Annotated in this window: 28 protein-coding genes; 26 read left to right on the top strand and 2 right to left on the bottom strand. The window is 51.2% G+C overall.

Annotated features, from left to right (window positions below; genetic code table 11):
* Positions 1-28 precede the first annotated feature (28 nt).
* From ftsY to ACE41H_RS07120, 18 genes are all read left to right on the top strand, one after another.
* Positions 29-1,039 (top strand): signal recognition particle-docking protein FtsY, encoded by a 1,011-nt coding sequence (gene ftsY, locus ACE41H_RS07035; protein ID WP_375354298.1) that lies wholly within the window; start codon positions 29-31, stop codon positions 1,037-1,039.
* A 248-nt stretch (positions 1,040-1,287) separates the two neighbouring features.
* Positions 1,288-1,938 carry a PAQR family membrane homeostasis protein TrhA gene (gene trhA, locus ACE41H_RS07040; protein ID WP_375354299.1) on the top strand — a complete coding sequence of 217 codons (651 nt, stop codon included), beginning with the start codon at positions 1,288-1,290 and terminating at the stop codon, positions 1,936-1,938.
* A gap of 374 nt (positions 1,939-2,312) precedes the next feature.
* The gene (locus ACE41H_RS07045; protein ID WP_375354301.1) at positions 2,313-2,690 is read left to right on the top strand and encodes a putative DNA-binding protein; all 378 of its coding nucleotides are present in this window, start codon (positions 2,313-2,315) and stop codon (positions 2,688-2,690) included.
* A gap of 47 nt (positions 2,691-2,737) precedes the next feature.
* Positions 2,738-4,114 (top strand): signal recognition particle protein, encoded by a 1,377-nt coding sequence (gene ffh, locus ACE41H_RS07050; RefSeq protein WP_375354302.1) that lies wholly within the window; start codon positions 2,738-2,740, stop codon positions 4,112-4,114.
* Positions 4,115-4,169: 55 nt separating this feature from the next.
* The gene (gene rpsP / locus ACE41H_RS07055; RefSeq protein ID WP_305755165.1) at positions 4,170-4,442 is read left to right on the top strand and encodes a 30S ribosomal protein S16; all 273 of its coding nucleotides are present in this window, start codon (positions 4,170-4,172) and stop codon (positions 4,440-4,442) included.
* A 23-nt stretch (positions 4,443-4,465) separates the two neighbouring features.
* Positions 4,466-4,696 carry a KH domain-containing protein gene (locus ACE41H_RS07060; RefSeq protein WP_375354305.1) on the top strand — a complete coding sequence of 77 codons (231 nt, stop codon included), beginning with the start codon at positions 4,466-4,468 and terminating at the stop codon, positions 4,694-4,696.
* A 104-nt stretch (positions 4,697-4,800) separates the two neighbouring features.
* Entirely contained in the window at positions 4,801-5,316 is a 516-nt protein-coding gene (gene rimM / locus ACE41H_RS07065; RefSeq protein WP_375354307.1) for a ribosome maturation factor RimM, read from the top strand.
* Position 5,317: 1 nt separating this feature from the next.
* Positions 5,318-6,121 (top strand): tRNA (guanosine(37)-N1)-methyltransferase TrmD, encoded by an 804-nt coding sequence (gene trmD, locus ACE41H_RS07070; protein ID WP_375354308.1) that lies wholly within the window; start codon positions 5,318-5,320, stop codon positions 6,119-6,121.
* A gap of 296 nt (positions 6,122-6,417) precedes the next feature.
* Positions 6,418-6,762 carry a 50S ribosomal protein L19 gene (gene rplS, locus ACE41H_RS07075; protein ID WP_375354310.1) on the top strand — a complete coding sequence of 115 codons (345 nt, stop codon included), beginning with the start codon at positions 6,418-6,420 and terminating at the stop codon, positions 6,760-6,762.
* 182 nt (positions 6,763-6,944) lie between these two features.
* Complete coding sequence (gene lepB / locus ACE41H_RS07080; RefSeq protein ID WP_375354312.1) at positions 6,945-7,577, top strand: signal peptidase I; 633 nt, start codon at positions 6,945-6,947, stop codon at positions 7,575-7,577.
* Positions 7,578-7,618: 41 nt separating this feature from the next.
* Positions 7,619-8,479, top strand: a complete 861-nt coding sequence (gene ylqF / locus ACE41H_RS07085) for a ribosome biogenesis GTPase YlqF (RefSeq protein WP_375354314.1) — start codon at positions 7,619-7,621, stop codon at positions 8,477-8,479.
* Positions 8,480-8,762: 283 nt separating this feature from the next.
* The gene (rnhB, locus tag ACE41H_RS07090) at positions 8,763-9,389 is read left to right on the top strand and encodes a ribonuclease HII (RefSeq protein WP_375354511.1); all 627 of its coding nucleotides are present in this window, start codon (positions 8,763-8,765) and stop codon (positions 9,387-9,389) included.
* 75 nt (positions 9,390-9,464) lie between these two features.
* Positions 9,465-11,438, top strand: coding sequence for a TP0910 N-terminal domain-containing protein (locus ACE41H_RS07095; RefSeq protein WP_375354316.1), 1,974 nt, complete (start codon positions 9,465-9,467; stop codon positions 11,436-11,438).
* Positions 11,435-11,743 (top strand): EscU/YscU/HrcU family type III secretion system export apparatus switch protein, encoded by a 309-nt coding sequence (locus ACE41H_RS07100; protein WP_375354318.1) that lies wholly within the window; start codon positions 11,435-11,437, stop codon positions 11,741-11,743. Before ACE41H_RS07095 ends, ACE41H_RS07100 begins: the two co-directional genes overlap by 4 nt.
* A 17-nt stretch (positions 11,744-11,760) precedes the next feature.
* The gene (locus ACE41H_RS07105) at positions 11,761-12,123 is read left to right on the top strand and encodes a YraN family protein (protein ID WP_375354320.1); all 363 of its coding nucleotides are present in this window, start codon (positions 11,761-11,763) and stop codon (positions 12,121-12,123) included.
* Between the two features lie 182 nt (positions 12,124-12,305).
* Positions 12,306-12,860, top strand: a complete 555-nt coding sequence (locus ACE41H_RS07110) for a nitroreductase family protein (RefSeq protein ID WP_375354322.1) — start codon at positions 12,306-12,308, stop codon at positions 12,858-12,860.
* Between the two features lie 95 nt (positions 12,861-12,955).
* Positions 12,956-14,557, top strand: coding sequence for a YifB family Mg chelatase-like AAA ATPase (locus tag ACE41H_RS07115; protein ID WP_375354513.1), 1,602 nt, complete (start codon positions 12,956-12,958; stop codon positions 14,555-14,557).
* 218 nt (positions 14,558-14,775) lie between these two features.
* A complete protein-coding gene (locus ACE41H_RS07120) occupies positions 14,776-15,036 on the top strand; it encodes a hypothetical protein (protein ID WP_375354324.1) in 261 nt (86 codons plus the stop codon).
* 232 nt (positions 15,037-15,268) lie between these two features.
* Here ACE41H_RS07120 and ACE41H_RS07125 read toward each other — a convergent pair whose 3' ends face one another.
* Positions 15,269-15,697, bottom strand: coding sequence for an organic hydroperoxide resistance protein (locus ACE41H_RS07125; RefSeq protein ID WP_375354326.1), 429 nt, complete (start codon positions 15,695-15,697; stop codon positions 15,269-15,271).
* Between the two features lie 143 nt (positions 15,698-15,840).
* Between ACE41H_RS07125 and ACE41H_RS07130 the strand changes: the two genes are divergently transcribed.
* Positions 15,841-16,308: a MarR family winged helix-turn-helix transcriptional regulator gene (locus ACE41H_RS07130; protein ID WP_375354328.1), complete on the top strand. Its 468-nt coding sequence runs from the start codon at positions 15,841-15,843 to the stop codon at positions 16,306-16,308.
* A gap of 72 nt (positions 16,309-16,380) precedes the next feature.
* On the opposite strand, the gene psiE is transcribed toward ACE41H_RS07130, so the two are convergent.
* Positions 16,381-16,785, bottom strand: coding sequence for a phosphate-starvation-inducible protein PsiE (gene psiE, locus ACE41H_RS07135; protein WP_375354330.1), 405 nt, complete (start codon positions 16,783-16,785; stop codon positions 16,381-16,383).
* 345 nt (positions 16,786-17,130) lie between these two features.
* Between psiE and sucC the strand changes: the two genes are divergently transcribed.
* The 7 genes from sucC to hslU all read left to right on the top strand — a co-directional run bounded on the left by sucC (position 17,131) and on the right by hslU (position 26,226).
* Positions 17,131-18,291, top strand: a complete 1,161-nt coding sequence (gene sucC, locus ACE41H_RS07140; protein WP_375354332.1) for an ADP-forming succinate--CoA ligase subunit beta — start codon at positions 17,131-17,133, stop codon at positions 18,289-18,291.
* 57 nt (positions 18,292-18,348) lie between these two features.
* Positions 18,349-19,278, top strand: a complete 930-nt coding sequence (gene sucD / locus ACE41H_RS07145) for a succinate--CoA ligase subunit alpha (protein WP_375354334.1) — start codon at positions 18,349-18,351, stop codon at positions 19,276-19,278.
* Between the two features lie 194 nt (positions 19,279-19,472).
* Positions 19,473-20,588 carry a DNA-processing protein DprA gene (dprA, locus tag ACE41H_RS07150; protein WP_375354336.1) on the top strand — a complete coding sequence of 372 codons (1,116 nt, stop codon included), beginning with the start codon at positions 19,473-19,475 and terminating at the stop codon, positions 20,586-20,588.
* 93 nt (positions 20,589-20,681) lie between these two features.
* The gene (gene topA / locus ACE41H_RS07155) at positions 20,682-22,787 is read left to right on the top strand and encodes a type I DNA topoisomerase (protein ID WP_375354338.1); all 2,106 of its coding nucleotides are present in this window, start codon (positions 20,682-20,684) and stop codon (positions 22,785-22,787) included.
* Between the two features lie 44 nt (positions 22,788-22,831).
* Positions 22,832-24,172: an FADH(2)-oxidizing methylenetetrahydrofolate--tRNA-(uracil(54)-C(5))-methyltransferase TrmFO gene (gene trmFO / locus ACE41H_RS07160; protein WP_375354340.1), complete on the top strand. Its 1,341-nt coding sequence runs from the start codon at positions 22,832-22,834 to the stop codon at positions 24,170-24,172.
* 67 nt (positions 24,173-24,239) lie between these two features.
* Entirely contained in the window at positions 24,240-24,782 is a 543-nt protein-coding gene (gene hslV / locus ACE41H_RS07165; RefSeq protein WP_375354341.1) for an ATP-dependent protease subunit HslV, read from the top strand.
* A 43-nt stretch (positions 24,783-24,825) separates the two neighbouring features.
* Positions 24,826-26,226, top strand: a complete 1,401-nt coding sequence (gene hslU / locus ACE41H_RS07170) for an ATP-dependent protease ATPase subunit HslU (protein WP_375354342.1) — start codon at positions 24,826-24,828, stop codon at positions 26,224-26,226.
* Positions 26,227-26,314 lie beyond the last annotated feature (88 nt).

Raw genomic sequence — 26,314 nt, forward strand, 5'->3', positions numbered from 1 at the left:
AGCAGGCTTATTATAGGAGGGAACGGACTTGAGTTTTTTCAGAAAGCTGAGAGACAGCATCGCGAGCAAAACCGAATCGGTGACAAAGCAGTTCAAAGACGGACTGGAGAAAACGCGTAAAGGCTTTGTGGAAAAGGTGTCGGACCTGATGATCCGCCGCAAGAAGATCGACGAGGAATTTTATGAGGAGCTGGAAGAAATTCTGATCGGCGCCGATGTCGGCGTAAATACGGTCATGAATTTGATTGATGAGCTGCGCGACGAGGTGCGGAAGCGTAAAATCGAAAACGCCGCCGAGCTGCAGCCGGTTTTATCGGAGAAGCTGTCGGAGCTGCTGCGCGGGGAGGAGAACTCCGGTCTGAAAACAAATCCGGACGGCATCACTGTGATCCTGTTTGTCGGTGTTAACGGGGTCGGCAAGACGACCACGATCGGCAAAATGGCCCACCGCTTTAAGCAGGAGGGGAAGAAGGTGCTGCTTGCCGCAGGAGACACGTTCCGTGCAGGCGCTATCGAGCAGCTTGAAGTATGGGGGCAGCGTGCCGGGGTTGAGGTCATTAAGCAGCAATCCGGTTCCGATCCGGCTGCCGTTATGTATGATGCGGTACAGGCTGCCAAGCAACGCCAGGTGGATGTGCTGCTGTGCGATACGGCCGGCCGTCTGCAGAACAAGACGAACCTGATGGAGGAGCTCAACAAGATCTTCCGCGTCATTCAGCGCGAGATTCCCGACGCTCCGCATGAGGTGCTTCTCGTGCTGGACGCGACGACAGGCCAGAATGCGCTTAATCAGGCGAAGCTGTTTGGTGAAAAGAGCGGCGTTACAGGTCTTGTATTGACGAAGCTGGATGGCACGGCCAAAGGTGGCATCGTCATTGCCATCCGTCAGGAAATGAACCTGCCCGTCAAGTTTGTCGGCCTTGGCGAGAAAATCGACGATCTGCAGCCGTTCGATTCCGACCAGTTTGTGCATGCGCTCTTTGCGGGCTTGATACAGGAAGCTCCGGCCGAAGAGGATGGGACGGAACGGGTTGAATAAAGCAAAGCGATTACAGACAGCCGCAGCTGGGCACAATAACGAACAGAATTTGCCAGGTTCCGGGAGTAATAATGACAGGACTTGCCAGGTCCTGTTCTTTTTTTTCAAAAACATCCTCTTTCCGTAGTCAAATTATGTGTTTAAGCTGCAGGCATAGTATAATGAGCATAAGCTAAAATACAAAGTCCGTGCCTGGTAAGGGCTGGCGACAGGGCTTTAAAATTTTGTGTAAGCACAGGAGGAATGTTATGGCTAATACCTACACGTACAGCCGAAGGGAAGAAGTGGCCAATGCCATCACCCATGGAATTGGCGTCCTGCTGAGCATTGCCGCATTGGTTTTGCTTATCGTTGTATCTGCCACGGAAGGAACGGCATGGCATGTCGTCAGTTTTACGGTGTACGGGATCACCATGCTTCTCCTGTATACGAACTCCACGCTTTTGCACATTCTCAAAGAAGGAAAAGCAAAGGACCTGTTTGAAATTCTGGATCATTCGTGCATCTATCTCTTTATTGCCGGTACTTACACTCCGTTTTTGTTGACCGCAGTACGCGGGACGCTTGGATGGAGCCTGTTCGGCGTCATTTGGGGAATCGCACTGTTCGGCGTCGTGTTCAAGGCTTTTTTTACCAAAAAGTTTCTGTTTATGTCGACGCTTTTTTACATTGCTATGGGCTGGCTGATCGTGATCGTCTGGAACCCGCTTGTTGCCGTTGTTCCGCATGGTGGGATCATCTTGCTTGCCACTGGCGGAATTCTCTATACGCTTGGCACCGTGTTTTATGTGTGGAAGGCGTTTCCCTACCATCATGCGGTTTGGCATGTTTTCGTTCTGGGGGGCAGCATATTGCATTTCTTTGCCGTTCTGCTGTATTTGACACCGCTGAAAATCTGATAAAAAAACTGCTTAAAGTGCGTGTTCAAAAAGTCAGGTTTTCAGCACCGAAGCGTATGCTTCCGAAGTGCGTTTTTTCAAAACGCTTGAGTTGGATGAAACAAGGGGCTGAGGAGCGTGCTTGGGGTATGTGAGCACCTGAAATGTTTCCGTAGGAAACATGCTTCGGAAGCATACGCTCAGGCCGGGTTGAATTCAAGATTCGATGTCGAGCCCGCTTCCTGACTTCCTTCGTGATCAAAAGATGACTTTTTGAACTACCTCTTAAAATGTGACAAGGTTTAATGCTTGACATACGTTTTCCTTTTAGGTATGATAAGGAACGTTGAAAAGAACTGTAAAGTGTTTTTCCTTGACGTTGGGGGTTGTAATGAATGAGTCAGGAGAATCGGCTCGAGAAGACCAACCGCATCAACCTGCTGTTTGATTTTTATGAACCATTGCTTACAGAAAAGCAGCAGACATTTCTAAAATACTATTTCCATGACGATTTTTCGCTTGGGGAAATCGCCTCGGAATTTGAAATCAGCCGCCAGGCGGTATATGAGCATATCAAGCGGGCCGAGCAGATGCTCGAAATGTATGAAGACAAGCTCGGTTTGCTTGATAAGCATGAACGGCGCAGCCGTGAGCTGGAGCAGCTGTCCGGGATGTTTGCAGTTTTGATAAACGGGCAGGAGCGTCCGGATCCGGAAGTGCTTCAACAGATTAAAGTTATTATCGACCGGCTGCAGGGCATGCAGCGGTACTGACCGATACAAATAAAGTCACAACAGCAGAATCAGGGAGGTGTGACTGTATGGCGTTTGAAGGATTGTCCTCAAGGCTGCAGAGTGTATTCAGCAAGCTGAGAGGCAAAGGGAAGGTATCCGAGGAGGACGTGTCCCAGGCGATGCGCGAGGTTCGTCTTGCGCTGCTGGAAGCGGACGTTAACTTTAAGGTTGTTAAAGATTTTATTGCCAAGGTGAAGGAGAAATCCGTCGGCAAGGAAGTAATGGACAGCTTCACCCCCGGCATGGTTATCATCGACATCGTCAACAAGGAATTGACGGAGCTGATGGGCGGGAGCCAGGAGAAGCTGGCGAAGGCCAACAAGCCGCCTACCGTCATTATGATGGTCGGTCTGCAGGGTGCGGGTAAGACGACCACCACCGGCAAGCTGGCCAAGCTGTTGCAAAAGCAAAACCACCGGCCGTTGCTGGTGGCGGGGGACATTTACCGTCCGGCTGCGATCAAGCAGCTTCAGATACTGGGTGAGCAAATTAAAGCGCCCGTATTTACATTGGGAGACAAGACAAGTCCGGTTGAAATTGCACGGCAGGGCCTGCAGCATGCCAAGGAAAATGGCAACGATTATGTGATCATCGATACGGCGGGCCGTCTGCATGTGGACGAAGAGCTGATGGAAGAGCTGCGGCAGATTCACGCGGCGGTCAATCCGGATGAAGTGCTGCTTGTCGTAGACGCTATGACAGGTCAGGACGCGGTAAACGTAGCCGAGCATTTCAACAACCAGCTTCAGCTGACCGGTGTTGTCCTGACTAAGCTGGACGGGGATACACGCGGCGGCGCTGCATTGTCAGTTAAAGCTGTTACCGGCTGTCCGATCAAATTCGCTTCACTCGGGGAGAAGCTGGATGCGCTGGAGCCGTTCCATCCGGAACGGATGGCTTCACGGATTTTGGGCATGGGCGACATGCTGTCCCTCATTGAGAAGGCGCAGTCGAATATCGATGCCGAAAAGGCGAAAGAGATGGAGCGCAAGATGCGCAATGCCGAGTTCACGTTCGAGGATTTCCTTGAGCAGATGGAACAGGTGAAGAAGCTGGGGCCAATCGACCAGATTCTCGACATGATTCCCGGTATGGGCAATATGAAGCAAATGAAGGACATCAAGGTGGATGACAAGCAGATGAGCCGGATTGAGGCCATCGTTCACTCGATGACGAAAGAAGAGAAGCAGCATCCTGAACTGATCAATCACAGCCGCCGCAAACGGATTTCGGCTGGCAGCGGAACCTCGATTGCAGAGGTGAACCGTCTCATTAAGCAGTTTGACGAGATGCGGCGCATGATGAAGCAGTTTTCGGATATGATGGGGCCGAAGGGTGGCAAGAACAAGGCGCTCAAGCAGCTTAAAGGCATGGGCAAAGGCTTGCGTTTTCCTTTCAGATAAAGCTCCAGTCTCATGTTTAAATCCCTGAGTCTATTTCTTGAAGGAGGTGAATTTCGTGGCAGTTCGTATTCGTCTGAAACGTATGGGTGCGCATAAAGCGCCTTTCTATCGCGTGGTGGTATCTGATTCTCGTTCCCCTCGTGACGGTCGTTTTATCGAAGAAATCGGTTATTACAACCCTGTTGAAGTTCCTGCAGTGGTGAAAATCGATGAAGATAAAGCGCTGAAATGGCTTCAAAACGGTGCGCAAGCATCCGATACCGTCCGCAACTTGCTTAGCAAAGCGGGCGTAATGAAGAAGTTTCATGAGTCTAAATTGCAGAAATAAGCTGCTGATTCGGAGGGTCAACCATGGAAGAATTAGTAATTCTTATTGCTAAGGCTTTAGTCGATCATCCGGAAGATGTGACCGTGAAGACTGTGGAGAAAGACCGGCTTGTCGTATATGAACTTAGCGTGCACCCTAATGATGTAGGCAAGATCATCGGCAAGCAGGGCCGGATTGCCAAAGCGCTTCGCACCGTGGTTACATCGGCAGCAGTTAAGATGGATAAACGGGTAACCGTCGATATCATATCTTAAAAATATACGAAAGGGGGTTAGGATGAATGTCCTAGCCCTTTTTCGTACATGCTGCTAAATTATATCCGGCTCTCATGAAACACACCAAGTGTAGGAGGAGCAATATGCATAAACTGTATAATGTCGGCAAAATCGTCAACACACACGGCATTCGCGGAGAACTGAAAATACTTCCATCTACCGATTTTCCGGAAGACCGGTTTGCGAAAGGCAGCGAGCTCCTGATTTTCCCGGAGAATGGCGGGGCTCCGTTTCTTGTTACGGTAGAGCAGGCACGCTTTCAGAAAAACGTCGTGATCGTTAAATTCAAGGAACATGGCAATATTAACGATGTGGAGAAGTACAAGGGCAGCATGCTGAAGATTTCCGAAGAGCGGCTCGGTGAGCTGGAGGAAGACGAATATTATTACCATGAAATTATCGGCTGCACCGTTGTTACGGAAGACGGGGAGGAGCTTGGCGAGATCAAGGAAATCTTGAGTCCGGGCGCCAATGACGTCTGGGTCGTGAAAATGCCGAAGGGCAAGGAGCTGCTGCTTCCGTACATCGATGAAGTTGTGCTGGCCGTGGATGTGCAGAGTAAAAAAGTGACGGTTCGTCTTATGGAAGGGCTCCTGTGATATGAAAATCGATGTATTAACGCTTTTTCCGGAAATGTTCGATGGCGTCTTCGGCACCAGTATTCTCGGTAAGGCCCGGGAAAAAGGCATCGTCTCGCTCAGGGCGGTCAACTTCCGGCCCTATGCGGGCAACAGGCATAACACGGTTGACGATACTCCTTACGGCGGGGGAGGAGGCATGGTGCTCAAGCCTGATCCGATTTTTGCTGCCGTGGAGGATCTGTTAGAGGGACAAGCCAAGGAAGCGGCCAGTGCCGAGTCTGGTCAGAGCTTGGATGAACAGCAAGCGCCCAAGCCGCCACGGGTCATTTTGATGTGCCCACAGGGGGAGACTTACACCCAGAAAAAAGCGGAGGAGCTGGCACGCGAGGAGCATCTGATCTTTATATGCGGCCATTATGAAGGTTATGATGAGCGGATTCGCGAGCATTTGGTGACTGACGAGCTGTCCATCGGGGATTATGTCCTGACTGGAGGCGAGCTGCCAGCGATGACCGTTATAGACAGCGTCGTGCGGCTTCTGCCCGGCGTGCTTGGCAATGCAACGAGCGCGGTAGCCGACTCGTTCAGCACGGGGCTGCTGGAGCATCCTCATTATACAAGGCCGCTTGATTTTCGCGGGTGGAAGGTTCCGGATATTCTGCTCTCCGGTCATCATGCGAATATTGAGGAGTGGCGGCGCCGCGAATCGCTGCGGCGGACGCTGGAAAGGCGTCCCGACCTGCTGGAGCATGCTGATTTGACCATCAAGGAAAAGGAATGGCTTCAATCCGTGCGCGATCAAAAGGCTTCCAGGGACATATAGATGCAAGGCTGAAGACGGCTTCCCTCCGAATGTATCGGGGCTGGAGCGGTCTTTTTTGGGCTTGTGAGGCCAGGAGTGACTGCTGTCTATTTGAAAGCTTACATTGTATTGTTTATAATGAGATATAATTCAATATTCACATGGTCAAGTCCCTTAATTTTTGTTGCGTAAACGAACTAATCCATGTTATAATTCTTTCGTTGTGTGTAATACGGTGGTCCTCTGTTGATGATGAAGGAAGCAGATGAGCTTCCGGAAGAGGCATGAACACCTGTAGCGGAAGGAGGGAGTCCTAGATGAATATCGTCCAAGCGATTACTCAAGAGCAGCTGCGCAGCGATTTGCCAAGCTTTCGTCCTGGTGACACTTTGAAAGTGCACGTTAAGGTTATCGAGGGTTCACGCGAGCGTGTCCAGTTGTTCGAAGGGGTTGTAATCAAGCGTCGTGGCGGAGGAATCAGTGAGACTTTTACGGTTCGTAAAATTTCTTACGGTGTAGGTGTGGAAAGAACTTTCCCACTGCATTCCCCGAAAATCGATAAAATCGAAGTGGCTCGCCGTGGTAAAGTGCGTCGTGCGAAGCTTTATTATCTTCGTGAACTGCGCGGTAAAGCAGCGAGAATTAAAGAAATTCGTCGTTAATACACGAGTAACAGAAGGGGCTTGTTCAGCAAGCCCCTTTTGTTGTTTTACTGAAGCAAATTCTCTTCGTGAGACCCGAGATGCGCATACTTGTACTTACCGAAGGAAGAGAGCGCATGTTTCTACTTTATATGATTACATAGGGAACGTAGAAACTTGACCATAAGAGAGGACAGTGAACGATGGAGCGCGAATTGGAGCAGAGCAATGCACAGCAGCCGGCTGATCAGGGCGGCGGAGCAAAAAACAAAGAAAAAAATGAAGTTTTGGAATGGGTTAAAGCGATCGTCATTGCTTTGGTGCTGGTATTTCTCATCCGCTGGCTTCTATTCAAACCGTTTATCGTTGAAGGACCGTCCATGCAGCCGAACTTTCATACAGGCGAACGGGTGATTGTGAATGAAATTTTGTACAAAATCCGTGAGCCGGAGCGCGGTGAGGTTATTGTGTTCCATGTACCTGAAGAAAACCGTGATTTTATTAAACGTGTGATCGCTGTTCCCGGAGATACAATAACCGTTGACGGGGATGTCGTGAAGGTGAACGGCGAGCAAGTTCCTGAAACCTACATTCAGGACGCCGTACAGGAAGCGCATGCCAAAGGTGAAGAATACAATATGCTGGCGGATTTCCCAAACGGTGTGAATCAGGAAACGAAGGTTCCTGAGGGCAGAATTTTTGTCATGGGGGACAACCGTTCGAACAGTACGGACAGCCGCAAGCTGGGCTTTATCGATTTGAATGAGGTCATTGGCCGGGCTGATGTGATTTTTTGGCCTGTCAGTGATATGAAATGGATTAAGCATGACGAATAGAGCATTCTAAACTATATGTTTCTTTACAACGAGGTGATACGGTGACGATACAGTGGTTCCCCGGGCATATGACAAGAGCCCGGCGCCAGATTCAGGAAAAGTTGAAGCTGATTGATCTGGTGATAGAGCTCATCGATGCAAGGCTTCCGCTGTCAAGCCGCAATCCCATGATCGACGAGATTTTGCAGGGCAAGCCGCGGATGATTATTATGAACAAGGCGGACCTTGCAGATGCTGCGGTAACGCAGCAGTGGATTGCTTATTTTAAAGAGCAGGGGCAAACGGCGCTGCCGGTGGATGCCCAGACTGGCACGGGCATTAAAGATATTCCCATTCAGGCCAAGGTGCTGCTCAAGGAAAAAATTGACCGCCAGATTGCGAAGGGCATGAAACCCCGGCCGCTCCGCGCTTTGATCGTCGGTATCCCGAATGTGGGCAAATCGACGCTCATCAACCGGATGGCGGGACGCAGCGTGGCGGCGACCGGCGATCGGCCGGGCGTAACCAAGGCGCAGCAGTGGATCAGAATCGGAGAAATTGAACTGCTGGATACACCGGGGATATTGTGGCCGAAATTCGAGGATCAGAATGTCGGTTACCGGCTTGCAGTGACAGGTGCAATCAAAGAGGAAATACTTAATGTTGAAGACATTGCCTTTTTTGCGGTAAAATATTTGGTAAGCTATTACTGGCAGGCTCTGGCTGAGCGCTTTGAACTGACCGAAAGACCCGGGGACAGCGAGAATCCGGAGGAAATCGTCGGTGTCATGGAAGCGGTCGGCCGAAAACGGGGCTGCATCGTAAGCGGCGGACGGGTTGATCTGGAGAAAGCGTCCAGTGTACTGCTGCGTGACCTGCGGGCAGGCAAGCTGGGACGCATTTCGCTGGAAGCACCTTACTGAAGATGAACAATTCTGTAATCGCAAGAACTTGCGTCGATGATTTTTTAACAGATTGGAAGAGCGGGCCAAGGCCCTTCTATGAACGGAAAGGAAGAACCTTCCGTGTCTCTGGTGGAGATGCGGGAGGTTTTTTTGTGGAAAAAGCTGGCTCTGTCGAAAAGCGGATACCCCCTTTTTGACGAAGCAGCCGATATGATAAGCTTAAGGATATGTCGTTATTCTTTACGTATGGAAACCGTCCAGTATGGATTGGAAGATTAGAGTGAAGCGGGTGTTGAATACAATGACGGAGATGCTTCGTTATGAACAGGATTGCTGGCAGAAGAATTATAAATATGTCGCGGGAATCGATGAGGTAGGCAGGGGCTGTTTGTTCGGGGATGTCGTGGCTGCCGCGGTTATTTTGCCTACAGGGCTGGTGTTGGAAGGAGTCACAGATTCCAAAAAGCTGACCGACAAAAAGAGAGAGGTTTGTTATGACCTGATTATGGAGAACGCTCTTGCGGTCGGTATTGGCACTGTCGATGCGAAGGTGATCGATGAGATCAACATCAAGCAGGCCGCGCGATTGGCGATGAAAAAAGCGGTGCAGGCATTAAGCCTGCAGCCGGACTATTTGCTGGTCGATGCGGAAAAGGTGGATCTTCCTTTGCCGCAGTTGGCGATCATCAAGGGGGATGCGATAAGCCAATCCATTGCCGCGGCATCCATTATCGCCAAGGTGACAAGAGACCGGCTGTGCCGTGGAGAATGGGAAGCCAAATACCCGGAATACGGGATTGCGATACATAAGGGATATGCCACCAAGTTGCACCGTGAACAGATTATAGTCCTCGGGCCGACAGATATGCACCGGCGCAGCTTTTTGGGAAATCTGCTGGTTCAGCAGCCGACGCTGTTTGATCTTTGAGCCTGGTTACGCTCATCGGGAAGCAGTCATGCGCCGATATAATATGGATAGAAGAATGACAGGAGGATGGGCGGCATGAATATCGGGTCAGTGATCCGGGGACTGCTCGGGGATGCCAAGGCAGGAGAGATGAAACGGCTGGAGCTGCAAACGGGACAGGTCGTCCGCGGAACGGTAATGAAGGTGTCGGAGGATGGCGGAGAGGCTGTGCTGCAAATCCAGGGGGCACAGGTGCGGGCCAAGGTGGAGACACCGCTGCAGGAGGGACAGACGGTGCTACTGCAGGTGCAACCGCCGAACGAAGATGGCACTGCTGTATTAAAGCCGCTGTCCCAACTGCCTGGTCAACCTCAATCTGGCATGGACATTGCCAAGGTGCTGCAATCGGTAAAGCTTCCGGATACGCCACAGAACCGCGAGCTGATCCAACTGATGCAGCGCAGCGGCATTCCGCTGACGGCGGAACAGACGGCGTTGGTGCGGGAAGCGGCGGATTATCTGCTGCCAAGCGGAGCTAAATTGGAGGCGATTGTGCAGGCGGCTGGTGTGGCTTTTCAGCGGGGGTTGCCTATTACCCCGGAAGCGGTGGCAGGACTGCATCAGGCCATCTTTGGTCCCCCGCTGGACGAGCTGCTGTCTTCCCTGGAAAAGCTTGTGGAGCAGGCTTTGCGGCAGGGAAGCGGCGGGAGCGCAGGCGGGGAGCCTGCCGCCGATACATCGGCCGTGAGGGGGCGTGGAAACGCTGCTGGACTGCCGAATGCAGCAAATGCCGCTGCGGGGACAGGAACAGCCGGGACTATCGCAGGAGATGCGGGTAAGGCGGGATCGGCTCCGGCTGCGGGGACGGCGAATGGCGCGACAGCACAGCAGGTTGACGGAATGGGGGCTGGTGGAGCAGCTGTAGCTGCAGAGGCGGCAAGCGCGAAAATAACGAAGATGGATACGGGGGCCGGATCAGCGCAGGGGGACGCACGTTCTGCAGCTTCCGGGCAGAACGGAGGAGCGCCCGCAGCGGCTGGCAGGGGGGCCGTGAGCCCCCCTGCGGGCGGGTTGGCCCCCCCGGCGGAGGGAAGCGACCGTCAGAAGCCGGCAGGGGATGCTCTCCGGGCAGGAAGCACTGCTGCCGAAGCTGCGCTGCGGCAGGAAGCGCTGCCGAAGCTGCGCGTGCTGCTGCAGGAGCTGCGCAGCCTTGTGGCGCAGCAAGCGGACCCGGTCCAGTCTGATGGACCGGGTGAGGGGCGGGCGCCTGCGCCGGCAGCTCCGCGGGAAGCGGCTGCTCCAGCGCAGGCAGCCCCGCTGGCCGCGGCATCCGCTGCACAGGCGGACGCCACGGCGGCACCCGCAGCCACCCACCGGGAGGACCCGTGGGTGGGGCGGGTGCTGAAGCTGCTCGGTGCGGAGCACGAGCAGCAGGCGCTGCGCGCAGCGGCCGGGCTGGCGCCTGCGCGCGGGGAGCTGCCGACGGGGGCGGCGTCGGCAGGGCAGGGGGCGGTGGCGCAGGCGGATGCCGCCACCGTCAAGGGCTTGCTGCTGCAGCTGCTGGACAGCAGCAGCGTGCCGCCGGCCCTGAAGGAGGCCGCGCAGCAGGTCGTGCAGCAGCTGACCGGACAGCAGTTGCTGCTGAACACGGACCGGACGGCCCCTTTTGCACAGGTGCATATGTTTATCCCTTTTGTCGGGCCGGACGGCCGCGAGACGGCCTCCGTACAGATTCAATCCAAAAGGGGCAGACGCGGAGAGCTGGATTCATCCAATTGCCGTCTTTGGTTTGATCTTGATATGAAAGCTCTGGGGCTGACGATAGTCGATGTGCAAGTTGTGAACCGTGTCGTCAGTGTGAAGGTACACAATGACAGCGAGTGGACAGAAGCTTTGCTGGACAGCACACGAGATTCGATAACGGAGGCTTTGAACGGTATCGGTTATCAATTGCTGACACTAAAAGCGGAGCCGATCCCGGTCCGTTCGCAGGCGGAAAATGGCATGCATGCCAATATCGTCGGTGATTACAGCCCGCAGGTGTATAAAGGAGTCGATATCAAAGTATGAAAGAACGGACGGATGACGCTCCTTCCCTGCCGCAAAAAAAAGCGGTTGCCCTTAAATATAGCCCGGGTGAAAATGAAGCGCCTGTTGTAGTAGCCAAAGGTCGCGGCAAAATGGCGGAGACCATTTTGGAAAAAGCGAAGGAGCATGGAGTGCCTGTGCAGGAGGATCCGTCGCTTGTGGAGGTTCTGTCCAAGCTTGATTTGAACGAGCAGATTCCGGAAGAGCTGTACCTGCTTGTTGCTGAAGTGCTCAGCTATGTGTACCGTATGGACAAGCTGGCGGGAGGCGGTTCGTATCCGGAATGAAGGAGGCAAGGGCCGAATTGTCTGATAATCGCAGAAGTAAAGGCACGCTCGGCGAAGAGACGGCCGCACAATATTTAACCGGTAAAGGCTGGCGAATTATAGAACGCAACTGGCGCTGCCGCAGCGGTGAAGTGGACATTATTGCCGAGAAGGACGGAACGCTCATTTTTATAGAGGTGAGGAGCAGAACGGGGGCCACTCACGGAACGGCAGCCGAGTCTGTAACTGCCCGCAAAATAGCCCAGGTTCGTCATATCGCTGAAATCTATTTACATATGCGCGGCGCGGCGGATACACCTGTACGGTTTGACATGATAGCGGTCAGGCTGCTGCCGGACCAACAGGCTGAGATTATGGAACATATCGAGGGTGCATTTTAGGGGAACTCAATATCTGTAGCGCGTGAAGAACACGGGCTGCTTCTCATATACTTGATGGGGAGCAGTCTGTTTTTGCTTTGCCGTGTTTGACATGGAGACAAGGAATGGGTATATTTAATTGAGAAATTTTCTCATTTACTTACAATGCTACAGGCCTACATAAAGGAGTGGGAGGAACTGAAATGAATGAATCAGCCGTATTTTCTAAAAATGTAATAGATGTCATTCAGGAACGCAGAACGGTCAAGAAATTCAAAACAGACCCAGTGCCTGTGGAGACCATTACCAGGCTGTTGGATGTCGCTGCATGGGCTCCCAATCACAAGCTGCGAGAGCCTTGGCGTTTCCTGCTATTTACGGGAGAGGGGCGCCAAAAGCTGGCTGACGCGGTAGCGGCGGATCTGGGTGAGGATAATAAATTTGCCTCAACTTTGTTGCATAATCCGGTGTCGCTGATTGTCGTCATGAAGGAAGATCCGCGCCAGGCTATTTGGGATGAGGATTTTGCCGCTGTCAGCGCTTTGATTCAAAACTTTATGCTTGCCGCCTGGAGCGAAGGAATCGGCACCTTTTGGATGACAAAGCCATTTTTTTATTCCCCGGTGTTTCGCGAGCAGCTTGGGATCAAGCCTGGTGAAAAAATTGTAGGATTGGTGTACGCCGGGTACCCGGAGGTTGTGCCAAAAGCCCAGCAGCGCACATCCGCTGCCGAAAAACTGACTGTATTTGATAGATAAAAGTATAATTTTGGAAAAGAGGAAGCACCCTTTTCGACCAATAAACCGCTGCATGAAGCATGCGGAATTTCAATGGTGAAAGAGGTGCTTTTTTGATGTATGGAAAACTGAACAGTGCTTGTCTGTATGGGCTCGATGGTGTGCTGATTGAAGTTGAGACGGATTTGTCCAACGGGTTGCCCCAGTCCTCGATCATCGGGCTGCCAGATTCGGCTGTCCGCGAAGCGGTGGAACGGGTACGTGCTGCCATAAAAAACTGCGGTTTCAAATATCCTTCCCAACGTATAACCATTAACCTGGCTCCGGCTGATTTGCGCAAGGAAGGCTCCTCGTTCGATTTGGCGATTGCGGTAGGATTGCTTGCTGTAAGCAGCCAGATCATACTACCTCGAGAAGAAAGAACGCTATTTATCGGAGAGCTGGCCCTGGACGGCAGTGTACGGTCGGTGAACGGTGTGCTGTCCATGGTTGATCTGGCCAAGCGGGAGGGCTTTGATTCGGTTATGCTCCCATGGGAAAACGTCCAGGAAGCGATGCTGATTAAAGGGATACAGTTATATGGTGTCAGACATTTACAGGATATTATCCCTGAAGCTGGCTGCTTGTCAATCGAACGGAAAGGGGCAGCACCTGAAAGAGTTCCGGTCCGCATCGCAAGCTTTGGGCATTTGCTGCCGGATAAAAAGGGGACATTGGTGCCGAAAGACAAGGACAGCCTACCTCTGTTTGGAAAGACGATTGAGGATTACGCTGATGTCCTGGGGCAGCAGCATGCCAAACGGGCTTTGGTCATTGCTGCTGCGGGCATGCACAATATATTGCTGATGGGCCCTCCGGGCACCGGCAAAACGATGCTAATCCGACGGCTTCCGACAATCATGCCAATGCTGGAAGAAGCGGAGGCGCTTGAAGTAACCAAAATATTGAGCGCAGCCGGGAAACTGAAGGAATCCGCCTCCGGTCTGATCCGGACCAGGCCTTTCCGTGCTCCCCATCATACGATTTCTGCTACAGGGCTGATTGGGGGCGGCGCGATTCCGAAACCGGGTGAGGTTAGTCTCGCGCATCGGGGAGTGCTTTTTCTCGACGAGCTTCCCGAGTTCAACCATCAGGTGCTGGAGGTGCTCAGACAGCCTCTGGAAGACAAGCAGGTGACAATCAGCCGCTCCAGGGCGGTGTTTACTTATCCGGCCCAATTTCTGCTTGCTGGTTCCATGAATCCTTGTTACTGTGGCTGGTATGGGAGCGAGACGGACTCGCAGCGCTGTACGTGTAGTCCGGGAAGAATAGCCCGTTACCGGTCCCGGATATCGGGACCGATGCTGGACCGGATTGATCTGCAGCTTGAGGTGCCGCGCCCCAAGGAGTGGCAGCACGAGCAAGCTTCGATCAGTTCTGCGGTGATGAGACAGCAGGTCCTAACCGCCCAGTCCATTCAGGCGGAAAGATACCGCGAACTGCCGCTGTCCTGGAACAGCGAGCTTTCGGGCTCGCTGCTGCGCAAATTTTGCAAAATGGAGCCGGGGGCGCATGCTCTTCTACAGCAGACTGTAGAAGTCCTGGGACTCAGCATGCGCTCCTATGACCGCATTTTAAAGCTGTCCCGCACGATTGCCGACCTGGCAGGGGCAGTACAGATTGACGTGGAGCATACGGCAGAGGCTATTCAGTATCGTAAATTGGATATGAAAATATAAACAGTGGCTAGGACTGATTGTTATCTTCTTTCTAATTGAGTTTGAAGGCGGGAAGAAACCAGGCCTCGGAGAAATTCCGGGGTTTTTGTCATATTTATATCGAAATTGGGTAAAGTCCCATGGTATATTTATCCTACTAATTGGTGCCTAAGGGGGAAATGTAAGATGAAAATATGGCTGATTGAAACAGAAGCCGACAAGTCGAGGAAAGGAAACGTATGACATTAGAGACTATACTACAAATAGCTTTTGGTGTTATCGTTATTGGGATGCTCTTGCTGGTAATTATAAGTGCGGGGCGCAAATCTAAACGAAGCTCTAAAACCAGAAATAAAAGAAGTAGTTCTTATAGCACATCGTCAGATATTCATTACAGCAACGATGATTACTATGAATATAGTTCTGACAATAGAGATAGCAGTAGTAGTAGCGATAGTAGCAGTGATAGCAGTAGTAGCGATAGCAGCAGCAGTGATTAAAACTCCTTCAACTTCCCATAGGGGGCTTGGCTGATATAATTATCCAGTACAACATCAGCTAACATAAGAGTTCATTGAAGGTGGAAAAATGATAAAGAACCCTCCATTCTACGAATGTGAGGGTTCTTTGGCCATCATATATAAATGAACTGAGGCCGCGCTGCCTGAATGGGGGAGTGAGGGGGACAGTACGGCACATTCAGGAAATTTTTATTTTGGACATGGACAGAAATTACAGAACGTTAAATTCGACCACAATATTACCGCGTGTCGCGCGGGAATAAGGGCACACCTGGTGGGCTTCTTCAACCAGTTTGGCAGCTGTTTCGCGGTCAACGCCCCTCACTAGAACATCCATTTTAACGCCAATGCCGAAGCCGCCGTCCTCAACTTTGCCAAAAGAGACGGTGGTGTTAATTTCAGTGCCTTCATGTTTGATCCGCTGTGTGCGTGCCACCAGATTAAGGGCGCTGTCGAAACATGCGCCGTAGCCTGCCGCGAACAGCTGCTCAGGGTTGGTGCCGTTTCCGCCTGCACCGCCCATTTCTTTCGGAGTGCGAATATCAAGCCGGAGTTCAGGGGAAGAAGATTCTACGTAGCCTTCGCGGCCGCCTACAGCTTTTACAGTGGTTTCATACATTTTTTGTTGGATTGTCATCATTTTCAATCAACTGCCTCTCTTATATATTTTACACAATTTAAATTAACACAATAAAAACATATTGTAAATATATTTTTCAAAATATATATGCTTCTTTTTTAATTTTGTGATAAAATAATGACGAAAGTAGGTGAATGACAGACATGGAAAGCAACATCGCAGATCAAGCTTTGAAATTGGAAAATCAGCTTTGTTTTACCATATATGCCTGTTCGCGTGAGATCACGAAGCTATATCAGCCTTATCTTGAGCAGTTGGGCGTTACTTATTCGCAGTATCTGGTGCTCATCGTTCTCTGGGAGCGTGAACAGTGTACGGTGAAGGAGCTGGGAGAGGCTCTGTATCTGGATTCCGGTACCTTGACTCCGCTATTGAAGAGACTTCAGACCGCAGGCCTCATTCATCGTGAACGGTCTGCCCAGGATGAACGCAAAGTGCTGATTACGTTGACGGACGCGGGCAGCCAATTAAGACATCAGGCGTTAAGCATTCCAGACTCCATTGGTAGTAAAATTTGTAAGGACACTGAGGAATTCAGAGCATTGCTGGAGCAATTCAACCATCTGCTGAACAGGGTGCACCAATACAATAAGGACAGCTACGGCAAGTAGTCTCTGCGAGAGAATCTGATTTGATCAGTCCCGGATAAACCGGGGCTTTTTTGTATTTCGTAAATCAAATCATCAACCGCCGCTTTTCTTGCGGGGATCGGCTATAAATAACGTGACCACCATGATCAGAATGGCGCCTGAGTACAGGATGGTATCCATCGGATTTTTGTGATCCACAATAATGAGCCGCACGATGGCAGTAATGCCGATATAGATTAGATAACGGAGCGGAAAATGGAAACGGGCTTCGAAATATTTGATAATCAGGGCTATAAATTCGAAATAAAGGAAAAAGTTAAGAATGCTCTCCAGCAGCTCAATCGGCGGGGGGCCGTCTGAAGTGAAGAAAAGCTGATAAATGGTATAGGTCTCTCTTACGAGAAAGACGGAGAGGACGAGGGCCAGCAGGGTTAAAAGGACGTTGAGCACCCATTGCAGAAACTGCGGAACATAGCTGAATTTGCTATCCATTTTCATAAATAAGTACCCCTCCGATGAATTGAATGCATTTGATGTTAATATTGAATTTTTTCAGCGAGAACATGTAAGGATCAGAAAAATTCCTGTCCCGAACGAAAAAAATTCATGAAATGGGTAAAATACTGAGCAGTTTGAATAAAATAAAAATATAAAGGGTTGCAATCCATTTTACATATTTATCCAAATATTCACTTTTAGGAATGATACTGATATAAAAATGCTTGGAGTTCATCTGTCATTTTTAAGGAAAGCGTTTTAAAAACATGTTACAATGATGTGGGTTTATATCAGATTTCCTTGTAAACCGCCTTGCTGCAGTCATGTTGATAGGAGGATTCGAGAATGAATATCCATGAATATCAAGGTAAAGAAGTGTTAAAACAGTACGGGGTAGTGGTTCCGAACGGCAAAGTAGCCTATACGGTGGAAGAAGCGGTAGAGGCCGCCAAATCGCTTGGAAGCGCTGTTACAGTTGTGAAAGCTCAAATCCATGCTGGTGGACGGGGAAAAGCCGGCGGCGTGAAGGTGGCAAAAAGCCTTGATGAGGTGCAGACCTATGCTTCCGAAATTCTCGGTAAAGTATTGGTTACTCATCAGACAGGCCCGGAAGGGAAAGAGGTTAAGCGCCTCTTGATTGAAGAAGGCTGTGACATCCGCAAGGAATATTACGTAGGCGTTGTGGTTGACCGGGCTACCGGACGTGTTGTCATGATGGCATCCGAGGAAGGCGGTACGGAAATCGAAGAGGTGGCGGCAGCCACTCCGGAGAAAATTTTCAAGGAAGTCATCGACCCGGCCATCGGCTTGCAGACGTTCCAGGCCCGGAAGCTGGCTTACAGCATCAACATTCCGAATGAGCTTGTGAATAAGGCTGCCCAGTTTATGATGGGGTTGTATGCGGCATTTGTGGACAAAGATTGCTCGATCGCCGAGATCAACCCGCTGGTGGTTACTGGCGACGGTAACGTTATGGCGCTGGACGCCAAGCTGAACTTTGACTCCAATGCGTTGTTCCGTCATAAGGACATTCAGGCGCTGCGTGATCTGGACGAGGAAGATGAGAAGGAAATTGAAGCTTCCAAATTCGATCTGAGCTACATCGCCCTTGACGGCAACATCGGCTGCATGGTCAACGGTGCAGGTCTGGCTATGGCGACGATGGATATTATCAAATATTATGGTGGCGATCCGGCCAACTTCCTCGATGTAGGGGGCGGCGCTACAACGGAGAAGGTTACCGAAGCGTTCAAAATTATTTTGTCCGATCCGAAGGTGGAGGGCATCTTCGTCAACATCTTCGGGGGCATTATGCAGTGTGATGTCATTGCAAATGGTGTCGTGGAAGCGGCGAAGCAGGTCGGTCTCAGCCAGCCGCTGGTTGTCCGTCTGGAAGGCACCAATGTGGATCTCGGCAAGCAGATTTTGTCCGAATCTGGTCTGAATATCGTTTCTGCAGATTCGATGGCGGACGGAGCACAGAAGATCGTTTCGCTCGTGAAGTAGGCTTTAACCATTTTTGCATTCCGGATGAAAGAATAATAGATAGGGGATGTGAGCAGCGTGAGTATTTTGGTCGACAAAAATACAAAGGTCATTACGCAAGGAATTACAGGGAAAACGGCATTGTTTCATGCCAAGGGAGCCCTGGATTACGGAACACAGATGGTCGGCGGCACCTCGCCGGGCAAGGGCGGCACGGAAGTGGAGATCACGCTGGAGAACGGCAGTACGGTAAAGCTGCCTGTCTTCAACACGGTTGAAGAGGCCAAAGCGAAGACTGGAGCAACCGCCAGCGTTATTTATGTACCACCGGCTTTCGCGGCGGATTCCATCATGGAAGCGGTAGACGCGGAGATGGACCTTGTGATTTGTATCACTGAGGGAATTCCGGTGGTGGATATGATCAAGGTGAAGCGGTTTATGGAAGGCAAGAAAACCGTCCTGATCGGACCAAACTGTCCTGGCGTCATTACACCTGGTGAATGCAAGATCGGCATTATGCCCGGGTATATTCACATGCCAGGTCATGTAGGCGTCGTCTCCCGCAGCGGAACCCTTACTTATGAAGCAGTACACCAGCTGACTACCCGCGGCATCGGCCAATCCTCCGCTGTAGGCATCGGGGGGGACCCGGTGAAAGGGTCCGAGTTTATTGACATTTTGCGTCGCTTTAACGAAGATCCGCAGACACATGCTGTCATCATGATCGGTGAAATCGGCGGTACGGCGGAAGAAGAAGCGGCGGAGTGGATCAAGGAAAATATGACCAAGCCTGTTGTCGGCTTTATCGGCGGCGTTACAGCTCCTCCGGGCAAACGGATGGGCCACGCGGGTGCGATTATTTCCGGCGGCAAAGGTACAGCGAAAGAAAAGATCGAAAAACTGGAGTCCTGCGGTATTAAAGTCGCTCCAACTCCGTCCGAAATGGGCTCAACTCTGGTCAGTGTACTGGAAGAACGGGGCATTCTCAATCTTTGCACTACGCATTAAAAGACTTGAACAATCCGGTTTTTGCTGGTATATAATGTAGTAAAGGTAAGCAACCTTTTTGTTTCCGCATGCGGGAATGAAAAGGTTGCTTTTTTGGCGTTTTCATTTTTTTAGTGAGGAAACGCTTGCAAAAAAATGATCTCTGTCACAAAATAGGGAGGGCACAGCCTTCCCTTTTAGGGAGGAAACGGGAAATGGATGAACGTCAGGTATTGTTCGGGCTGACCATGCTGCAGGGAGTGGGCCGCAGAACGGTAAGCCGCATTTTTTCCAACGGAATCAGGCTGTATGATCTGTTTGATTTCGGGGAGAGGGAATGGACGGGGATTGGACTGGGAGTGGAGCTGGCACGGCAAGCCTCAGCCCTGTTTACAAAGGATTGGGTCTCACAGCAATGGTTGAAGGTTCAACAGGCAGGCATTGGTGTTATTACTTATCTGGATGATGATTATCCTATATTAATGAAGGAAACTTCCGATCCGGCGTGGGTTTTGTACTTCCTTGGCGACAGATCATTGCTGGATTCCATATCGGTGGCTATGGTAGGCACCCGTGTGCCAACAGCCTACGGCCGGAAAATGGCGGAGATGCTGGCGGAGGAGCTATGTGCGAACGGGTATACGATTGTCAGCGGAATGGCAAGAGGAATCGACAGTTTATGCCATGAAGCCGCGCTCCGCTGCGGCGGCAACACATTGGCCGTGCTCGGCACGGCGATCGACGTTGCATACCCTCCGGAAAACACATCATTATATAAAGAGATTATCCGCAAGGGGCTCGTCATCTCCGAGTATCCCCCTGGGACGAAATCGAATCCCGGATTGTTTCCGCAGCGCAACCGCATTATTGCCGGACTGACCCGGGGAACGCTCGTTGTGGAAGCAGATATCCGCAGCGGCTCGCTGATTACAGCCGATTTTGCCCTGGAGGCGGGCAGGGATGTCTTCGCGGTGCCTGGACCCGTTACGTCGCCGAAAAGCCGGGGCACCTTGAATTTAATCAAGCAAGGAGCTAAGCTGGTTACTGAAGCTTCCGACATCATCGAGGAGCATGGCATGTGGTCTGCTGCCGTTGTGGGGCTTGTTCAGACCGCCGCAGCTGCTGCGGGGAATCCGGGTGGACTTCTACAGCAGACCTACTCTTCTGATGAGGAACAAATTATTGAGCTGCTGGAGCAGGGAACGCTTACGGTGGATGAACTGTTGACGATGACCGGCTGGCATTTTGGACTTTTGCATTCAGTTCTGTTATCGTTAATCATAAAAAAAAGGGTCGCTCAGCTTGCGGGTCTGAAATATGAGTTAATCTAATCAGCTATAACGATATTAACTATACATGGATAGGCACTGCTGAATAGTGCTTGGATGTAACAGTAAGGCAAGTAATGGAGAGGAGGATGGTTTGTGGCGGATTCACTCGTCATTGTGGAGTCGCCTTCCAAGGCGAAAACGATCGGCAAGTATTTAGGCAGCAAATATATCGTCAAAGCCTCAATGGGGCATGTCCGGGATTTGCCTAAAAGCCAGATCGGGGTTGAAGTGGAGAACAGCTTCAATCCAAAATATATAACCATTCGTGGTAAAGGTTCTATTTTAAAGGAATTAAAGGATGCCAGCAAAAAAGTGAAAAAAGTCTATCTGGCAGCGGACCCCGACCGTGAAGGAGAGGCTATTGCCTGGCATTTGGCGCATGCGCTGGAGTTGGATGACAAGGCAGACTGCCGCGTCGTATTTAATGAAATAACAAAACAGGCGGTTAAGGATGCTTTTAAAACACCGCGCAAAATCAATATGGACCTGGTGAACGCCCAGCAGGCACGGCGGATTTTGGACCGCCTTGTCGGTTACAAGATCAGTCCGCTGCTGTGGAAAAAAGTAAAAAAGGGTCTGTCGGCCGGGCGCGTGCAGTCCGTTGCAGTCAAGATCATTCTGGACCGGGAAAATGAAATCAGCGAATTTGTACCAGAGGAATACTGGACGATTACAGCTCGTTTGTCTGTGAACAACAGCAACTTCGAGGCTAAATTTCATAAGCTCAATGGTGAGAAGAAGGAGCTTGCGAGTGAGGCAGATGTGAAAGAGGTTTTGGCCGCCATCGAAAATGCTGCATTCTCGGTCATTAGCGTCAAGGAGAAAGAGCGCCTCCGCAACCCGTCGCCGCCTTTTACCACCAGCTCACTGCAACAGGAGGCGGCACGCAAACTGAATTTCCGGGCTTCCAAAACGATGTCCGTTGCCCAGCAGCTCTATGAGGGTGCTGACCTCGGCAAGGAAGGCACGGTCGGTCTCATCACCTATATGCGTACCGATTCCACACGCATTGCTGCTTCGGCGCAGGAGGAAGCCAAAGAATTCATTACCGGGAAATTCGGAGCGTCTTATGTACCGGAAAGCCCGCGCCAATATTCGAAAAAAGCGGCCAATGCGCAGGACGCCCATGAAGCGATCCGTCCGACTTCCGTGCTGCGCGACCCGGACACGGTGAAGCCGTATTTAAGCAGAGACCAGTTGCGGTTATACAAGCTGATATGGGAAAGGTTCATGGCAAGTCAAATGTCATCGGCCATTATGGATACTCTTTCTGTAGATATCGAGGCAGGATCAGCCGTCTTCCGTGCCGCGGGCTCCAAAGTGCGGTTTCCCGGCTTTATGAAAGTATACGTCGAAGGCAACGACGACGGGAACACGGAAGAGGAGAAGCTGCTGCCGCCGCTTGCGGAAGGAGATAAGCTGAAGACGGAAGAGATTGAGCCAAAGCAGCATTTTACGCAGCCCCCGCCCCGGTATACGGAGGCACGGCTCGTAAAAACGCTTGAAGAGCTTGGGATCGGACGTCCGAGCACGTACGCGCCGACGCTTGAAACCATTCAAAAGCGTGGGTACGTGGCGATTGAAGAAAAGAAATTTATGCCTACCGAGCTCGGAGAGCTTGTGATTGAGCAGATGGAGCAGTTTTTTCCCGAAATTCTGAATGTGGAATTCACCGCCAACATGGAGGAGGATCTGGACCATGTGGAGGAAGGGGAAGAGGACTGGGTCAAGGTGCTCAACGATTTCTATGAATCCTTTGAGAAGCGGCTGGAAGTAGCCGAGGAAGAAATGAAGGAGATTGAAATCGAGGACGAAGTATCTGATGAGATATGCGAAAAGTGCGGCAAGCCCATGGTTTACAAGCTTGGACGTTTTGGCAAGTTTCTGGCCTGCTCCGGCTTTCCGGACTGCCGCAATACAAAGCCGATCGTAAAAGATATCGGTGTAACATGTCCGACCTGCAAAGAGGGCAGTGTCGTTGAACGGCGCAGCAAAAAGGGGCGCATTTTTTACGGGTGCACCCGTTATCCGGAATGCGACTTTGTGTCCTGGGATAAGCCTTCAGTCAAGCCTTGCCCGAATTGCAGCAGTCTGATGGTGGAGAAACGGAACAAACAGGGAACAAAGCTGCAGTGCACGTCCTGCGATCACATGGAAATGGTTGAAGAGACCGACGATGCTGTAGAAGAAACGATGTAAACAGCACACCAAAATGAAAGACGACAAAGCAGGAGGATATTGAAGTGGTGGATGTACAAAAGGTAATCGTCATCGGTGCAGGTTTGGCTGGAAGTGAAGCTGCCTGGCAAATCGCAAGCCGTGGCGTGCCTGTCCGTTTATACGAAATGCGCCCGGTGGTCAAAACACCGGCGCATCATACAGATAAATTCGCTGAACTGGTCTGCAGCAATTCGTTGCGGGCCAACGGCTTGACCAATGCGGTCGGTGTGCTGAAGGAAGAGATGAGAATGCTGAACTCGCTCATTCTGGGAGCGGCTGACCGCAATGCTGTCCCTGCCGGAGGAGCGCTTGCCGTGGACCGTGACGGCTTTTCCGGGGAAGTTACGCGCACGCTTCATCAGCATCCGCTGATCGAGGTCGTGAATGAGGAACTTCAGGAAATTCCACAGGAAGGGATCGTTGTTGTGGCGACAGGACCTTTGACCTCGCCTGCGCTTTCCGAACAGATCAAAGCAATGATGGGGGAAGAGTATTTTTATTTTTACGACGCTGCTGCCCCGATTGTGGAGAAGGACTCCATTGATATGAGCAAAGTATATCTTGCCTCCCGTTATGACAAGGGAGAGGCGGCCTATCTCAACTGCCCGATGAATGAAGAAGAGTTTAACGCTTTTTATGACGCGCTGATCACGGCGGAAGTGGCCCAGGTGAAAGATTTTGAGAAAGAAATTTATTTTGAAGGCTGTATGCCGATTGAAGTGATGATGCAGCGCGGGAAGCAGACGGCTCTGTTTGGGCCGATGAAGCCGGTTGGCCTTGTCAATCCGCATACAGGGACGCTGCCTTACGCGGTTGTACAGCTGCGGCAGGATAATGCGGCAGGCACGCTGTATAACCTGGTAGGCTTCCAAACCCATCTTAAATGGGGGGAGCAGAAGCGGGTGTTCTCCATGATCCCGGGTCTTGAACATGCCGAATTTGTGCGGTATGGGGTTATGCATCGCAATACCTTTATCAATTCTCCCAAGCAGCTGGAAGCCACCTACCAGTTTAAGGGCCGCCGCGGGCTTTTCTTTGCAGGCCAGATGACAGGTGTTGAAGGTTATGTGGAGTCCGCAGCCTCCGGTCTGCTTGCAGGCATCAATGCCGCCCGGGCGGCACAGGGACAAGAACTGCTTGTTTTCCCGGCGGACACGACCCTTGGAAGCATGGCCCGTTATATTACGACAGCTGATTTCAAGCATTTTCAGCCGATGAACGCCAACTTTGGCCTATTTCCCAAGCTGGAAGCCCGCATCCGCAACAAGAAAGAGAAGAACGAAGCTCTGGCTCAGCGTGCGCTGAACAGCACTAGAAGCTATGTCCAGGATGCACACGTCATGCCTGCTGGTCAGGAAGTATAGAGCATCATATAAATGTGGGCTGCTGCATGTATTGTGCAGCGGCCTTAGCCATAAAGGAGGGCGCCATATGGACATGTCATTTCATGCTACTACGATTTGTGCGGTTCGCCATAACGGCAGAGGTGCGATTGCCGGAGACGGTCAGGTGACATTCGGCAACAACGTAGTGATGAAGCAGACGGCCAAAAAGGTACGAAGATTATACCGGGGGCAGGTGGTCGCCGGTTTTGCCGGTTCGGTCGCCGATGCCATTACCCTTTTTGAGAAGTTCGAGGGCAAGCTGGAGGAACACCACGGAAACCTGCAGAGAGCGGCTGTTGAATTGGCCAAGGACTGGCGGCAGGACCGCATTCTGCGCAAGCTTGAGGCTCTTATGATTGTTATGGATCAAAGTGGAATGCTGTTGATATCGGGTGGCGGCGAAATCATTGAGCCTGATGATGATGTGCTTGCCATTGGGTCCGGGGGCAATTTTGCGCTTGCTGCCGCCCGCGCCTTGAAGCGTCATAGTACAGGCCTTGAAGCAGCGGATATGGCAAGAGAAGCGCTGCAGGTGGCTTCAGAAATTTGTGTATATACAAACAGCAACATTATTGTGGAAGAGCTGTAGTATAGATATCGGCTTTGAGTACTCAGGAGCTGGAGGAATGGATATGAACAATCAAGCTTTAACACCGAGACAAATTGTCGCTGAATTGGATAAATATATCGTTGGCCAGAAGCAGGCCAAAAAGTCGGTCGCCGTGGCGCTTCGCAACCGCTACCGCCGCAGCAAGCTGGCTGAGGAGATCCGGGATGAGATAGTGCCAAAGAATATCCTGATGATCGGACCGACAGGCGTAGGCAAGACGGAGATCGCCCGCAGGCTGGCACGTCTGGTCGGAGCCCCATTCGTCAAAGTGGAAGCCACGAAGTTTACAGAGGTTGGTTATGTCGGACGTGACGTGGAATCCATGGTGCGTGATCTGATTGAGACCTCCATACGGATGGTCAGGGCAGAGCGTACCGAAAAGGTGAAGGATAAAGCGGAAGAACTGGCTAATGACCGTATTGTGCAAATTCTTGTGCCAGGCAGCCGCAGCGGCAAAACCCAGCGCAATCCGTTTGAAATGCTGTTCGGAGGAAATGCCGGCCAGACGCAGGAAACAGAGCCGGAGCAGCAGGACGGAACAGTGCTGGAGAAACGGCGCAAGGTGAAGTTTGATTTGCTTTCCGGGAATCTGGAAAATGATGTGATTGAAATCGAGGTTGAAGACACCACGCCTAATATGTTCGATATGTTTGCCGGTCAAGGCAATGAGCAAATGGGCATGAACATGCAGGAGATGTTCGGCAGTCTGCTGCCTAAAAGAATGAAAAAGCGCAAGCTGACCATCAAAGAGGCCCGCAAGGTGCTGACTCAGGAAGAGGCGGCCAGGCTGATCGATATGGACGATGTCATTCAGGAGTCCGTTACCCGTGCCGAACAATCAGGAATTATATTCATTGACGAAATCGACAAAATTGCCACCCAGGGTAAAGGAAATGGTCCGGATGTTTCCCGTGAAGGGGTACAGCGTGATATTCTTCCGATTGTAGAAGGCTCAACGATCATGACGAAGTATGGCCCAGTAAGAACGGACTATATTCTGTTTATCGCCGCAGGCGCTTTTCATGTAGCCAAACCTTCGGATCTTATTCCCGAGCTGCAGGGACGTTTTCCGATTCGGGTAGAACTGAGCAGTCTTTCTCTGGAGGAGTTTGTCTCCATCCTGACGGAACCGCAGAATGCATTAACCAAACAGTATGTGGATCTGCTGCGTACGGAGGGTATTGAAATTGAATTCTCTGATTCGGCAATTAGAGAAATCGCGAAAATTGCCGAATCTGTCAATAAAAACACCGAGAACATCGGGGCCCGCAGATTGCATACCATACTGGAAAAGCTGCTTGAAGACCTTTCCTTTGAATCCCCGGAATTGACGCTGGACCGAATGGTTATAACCCCGGAATATGTAAGAGAAAAATTGGGGAATATTGCGGAGGACCGGGACTTAAGTCAGTATATCCTATAAAACAGATCGGTTTCATATTTTGTTTGGGACTGAAATAACAGGTTTCTTGCAGGATAACGAAATTGCGCCGACCAGCAAAAACGAGATA

Origin of the sequence: Paenibacillus enshidis (assembly GCF_042136365.1) — a bacterium.
Lineage (GTDB): Bacteria > Bacillota > Bacilli > Paenibacillales > Paenibacillaceae > Paenibacillus > Paenibacillus enshidis.

Bases quoted from the DNA above. Each gene is read 5' to 3' on its own strand.
- trmD (WP_375354308.1), top strand. From the start codon at position 5,318: ATGAAAATCGATGTATTAACGCTTTTTCCGGAAATGTTCGATGGCGTC.
- trhA (WP_375354299.1), top strand. From the start codon at position 1,288: ATGGCTAATACCTACACGTACAGCCGAAGGGAAGAAGTGGCCAATGCC.
- ACE41H_RS07045 (WP_375354301.1), top strand. From the start codon at position 2,313: ATGAGTCAGGAGAATCGGCTCGAGAAGACCAACCGCATCAACCTGCTG.
- rplS (WP_375354310.1), top strand. From the start codon at position 6,418: ATGAATATCGTCCAAGCGATTACTCAAGAGCAGCTGCGCAGCGATTTG.
- ACE41H_RS07095 (WP_375354316.1), top strand. From the start codon at position 9,465: ATGAATATCGGGTCAGTGATCCGGGGACTGCTCGGGGATGCCAAGGCA.
- hslU (WP_375354342.1), top strand. From the start codon at position 24,826: ATGAACAATCAAGCTTTAACACCGAGACAAATTGTCGCTGAATTGGAT.
- ACE41H_RS07125 (WP_375354326.1), bottom strand. From the start codon at position 15,697: ATGATGACAATCCAACAAAAAATGTATGAAACCACTGTAAAAGCTGTA.
- sucC (WP_375354332.1), top strand. From the start codon at position 17,131: ATGAATATCCATGAATATCAAGGTAAAGAAGTGTTAAAACAGTACGGG.
- ACE41H_RS07100 (WP_375354318.1), top strand. From the start codon at position 11,435: ATGAAAGAACGGACGGATGACGCTCCTTCCCTGCCGCAAAAAAAAGCG.
- ACE41H_RS07060 (WP_375354305.1), top strand. From the start codon at position 4,466: ATGGAAGAATTAGTAATTCTTATTGCTAAGGCTTTAGTCGATCATCCG.
- ACE41H_RS07110 (WP_375354322.1), top strand. From the start codon at position 12,306: ATGAATGAATCAGCCGTATTTTCTAAAAATGTAATAGATGTCATTCAG.
- psiE (WP_375354330.1), bottom strand. From the start codon at position 16,785: ATGAAAATGGATAGCAAATTCAGCTATGTTCCGCAGTTTCTGCAATGG.
- hslV (WP_375354341.1), top strand. From the start codon at position 24,240: ATGGACATGTCATTTCATGCTACTACGATTTGTGCGGTTCGCCATAAC.
- dprA (WP_375354336.1), top strand. From the start codon at position 19,473: ATGGATGAACGTCAGGTATTGTTCGGGCTGACCATGCTGCAGGGAGTG.
- ACE41H_RS07115 (WP_375354513.1), top strand. From the start codon at position 12,956: ATGTATGGAAAACTGAACAGTGCTTGTCTGTATGGGCTCGATGGTGTG.
- rnhB (WP_375354511.1), top strand. From the start codon at position 8,763: ATGACGGAGATGCTTCGTTATGAACAGGATTGCTGGCAGAAGAATTAT.
- rimM (WP_375354307.1), top strand. From the start codon at position 4,801: ATGCATAAACTGTATAATGTCGGCAAAATCGTCAACACACACGGCATT.
- ACE41H_RS07130 (WP_375354328.1), top strand. From the start codon at position 15,841: ATGGAAAGCAACATCGCAGATCAAGCTTTGAAATTGGAAAATCAGCTT.
- ffh (WP_375354302.1), top strand. From the start codon at position 2,738: ATGGCGTTTGAAGGATTGTCCTCAAGGCTGCAGAGTGTATTCAGCAAG.
- ACE41H_RS07120 (WP_375354324.1), top strand. From the start codon at position 14,776: ATGACATTAGAGACTATACTACAAATAGCTTTTGGTGTTATCGTTATT.
- lepB (WP_375354312.1), top strand. From the start codon at position 6,945: ATGGAGCGCGAATTGGAGCAGAGCAATGCACAGCAGCCGGCTGATCAG.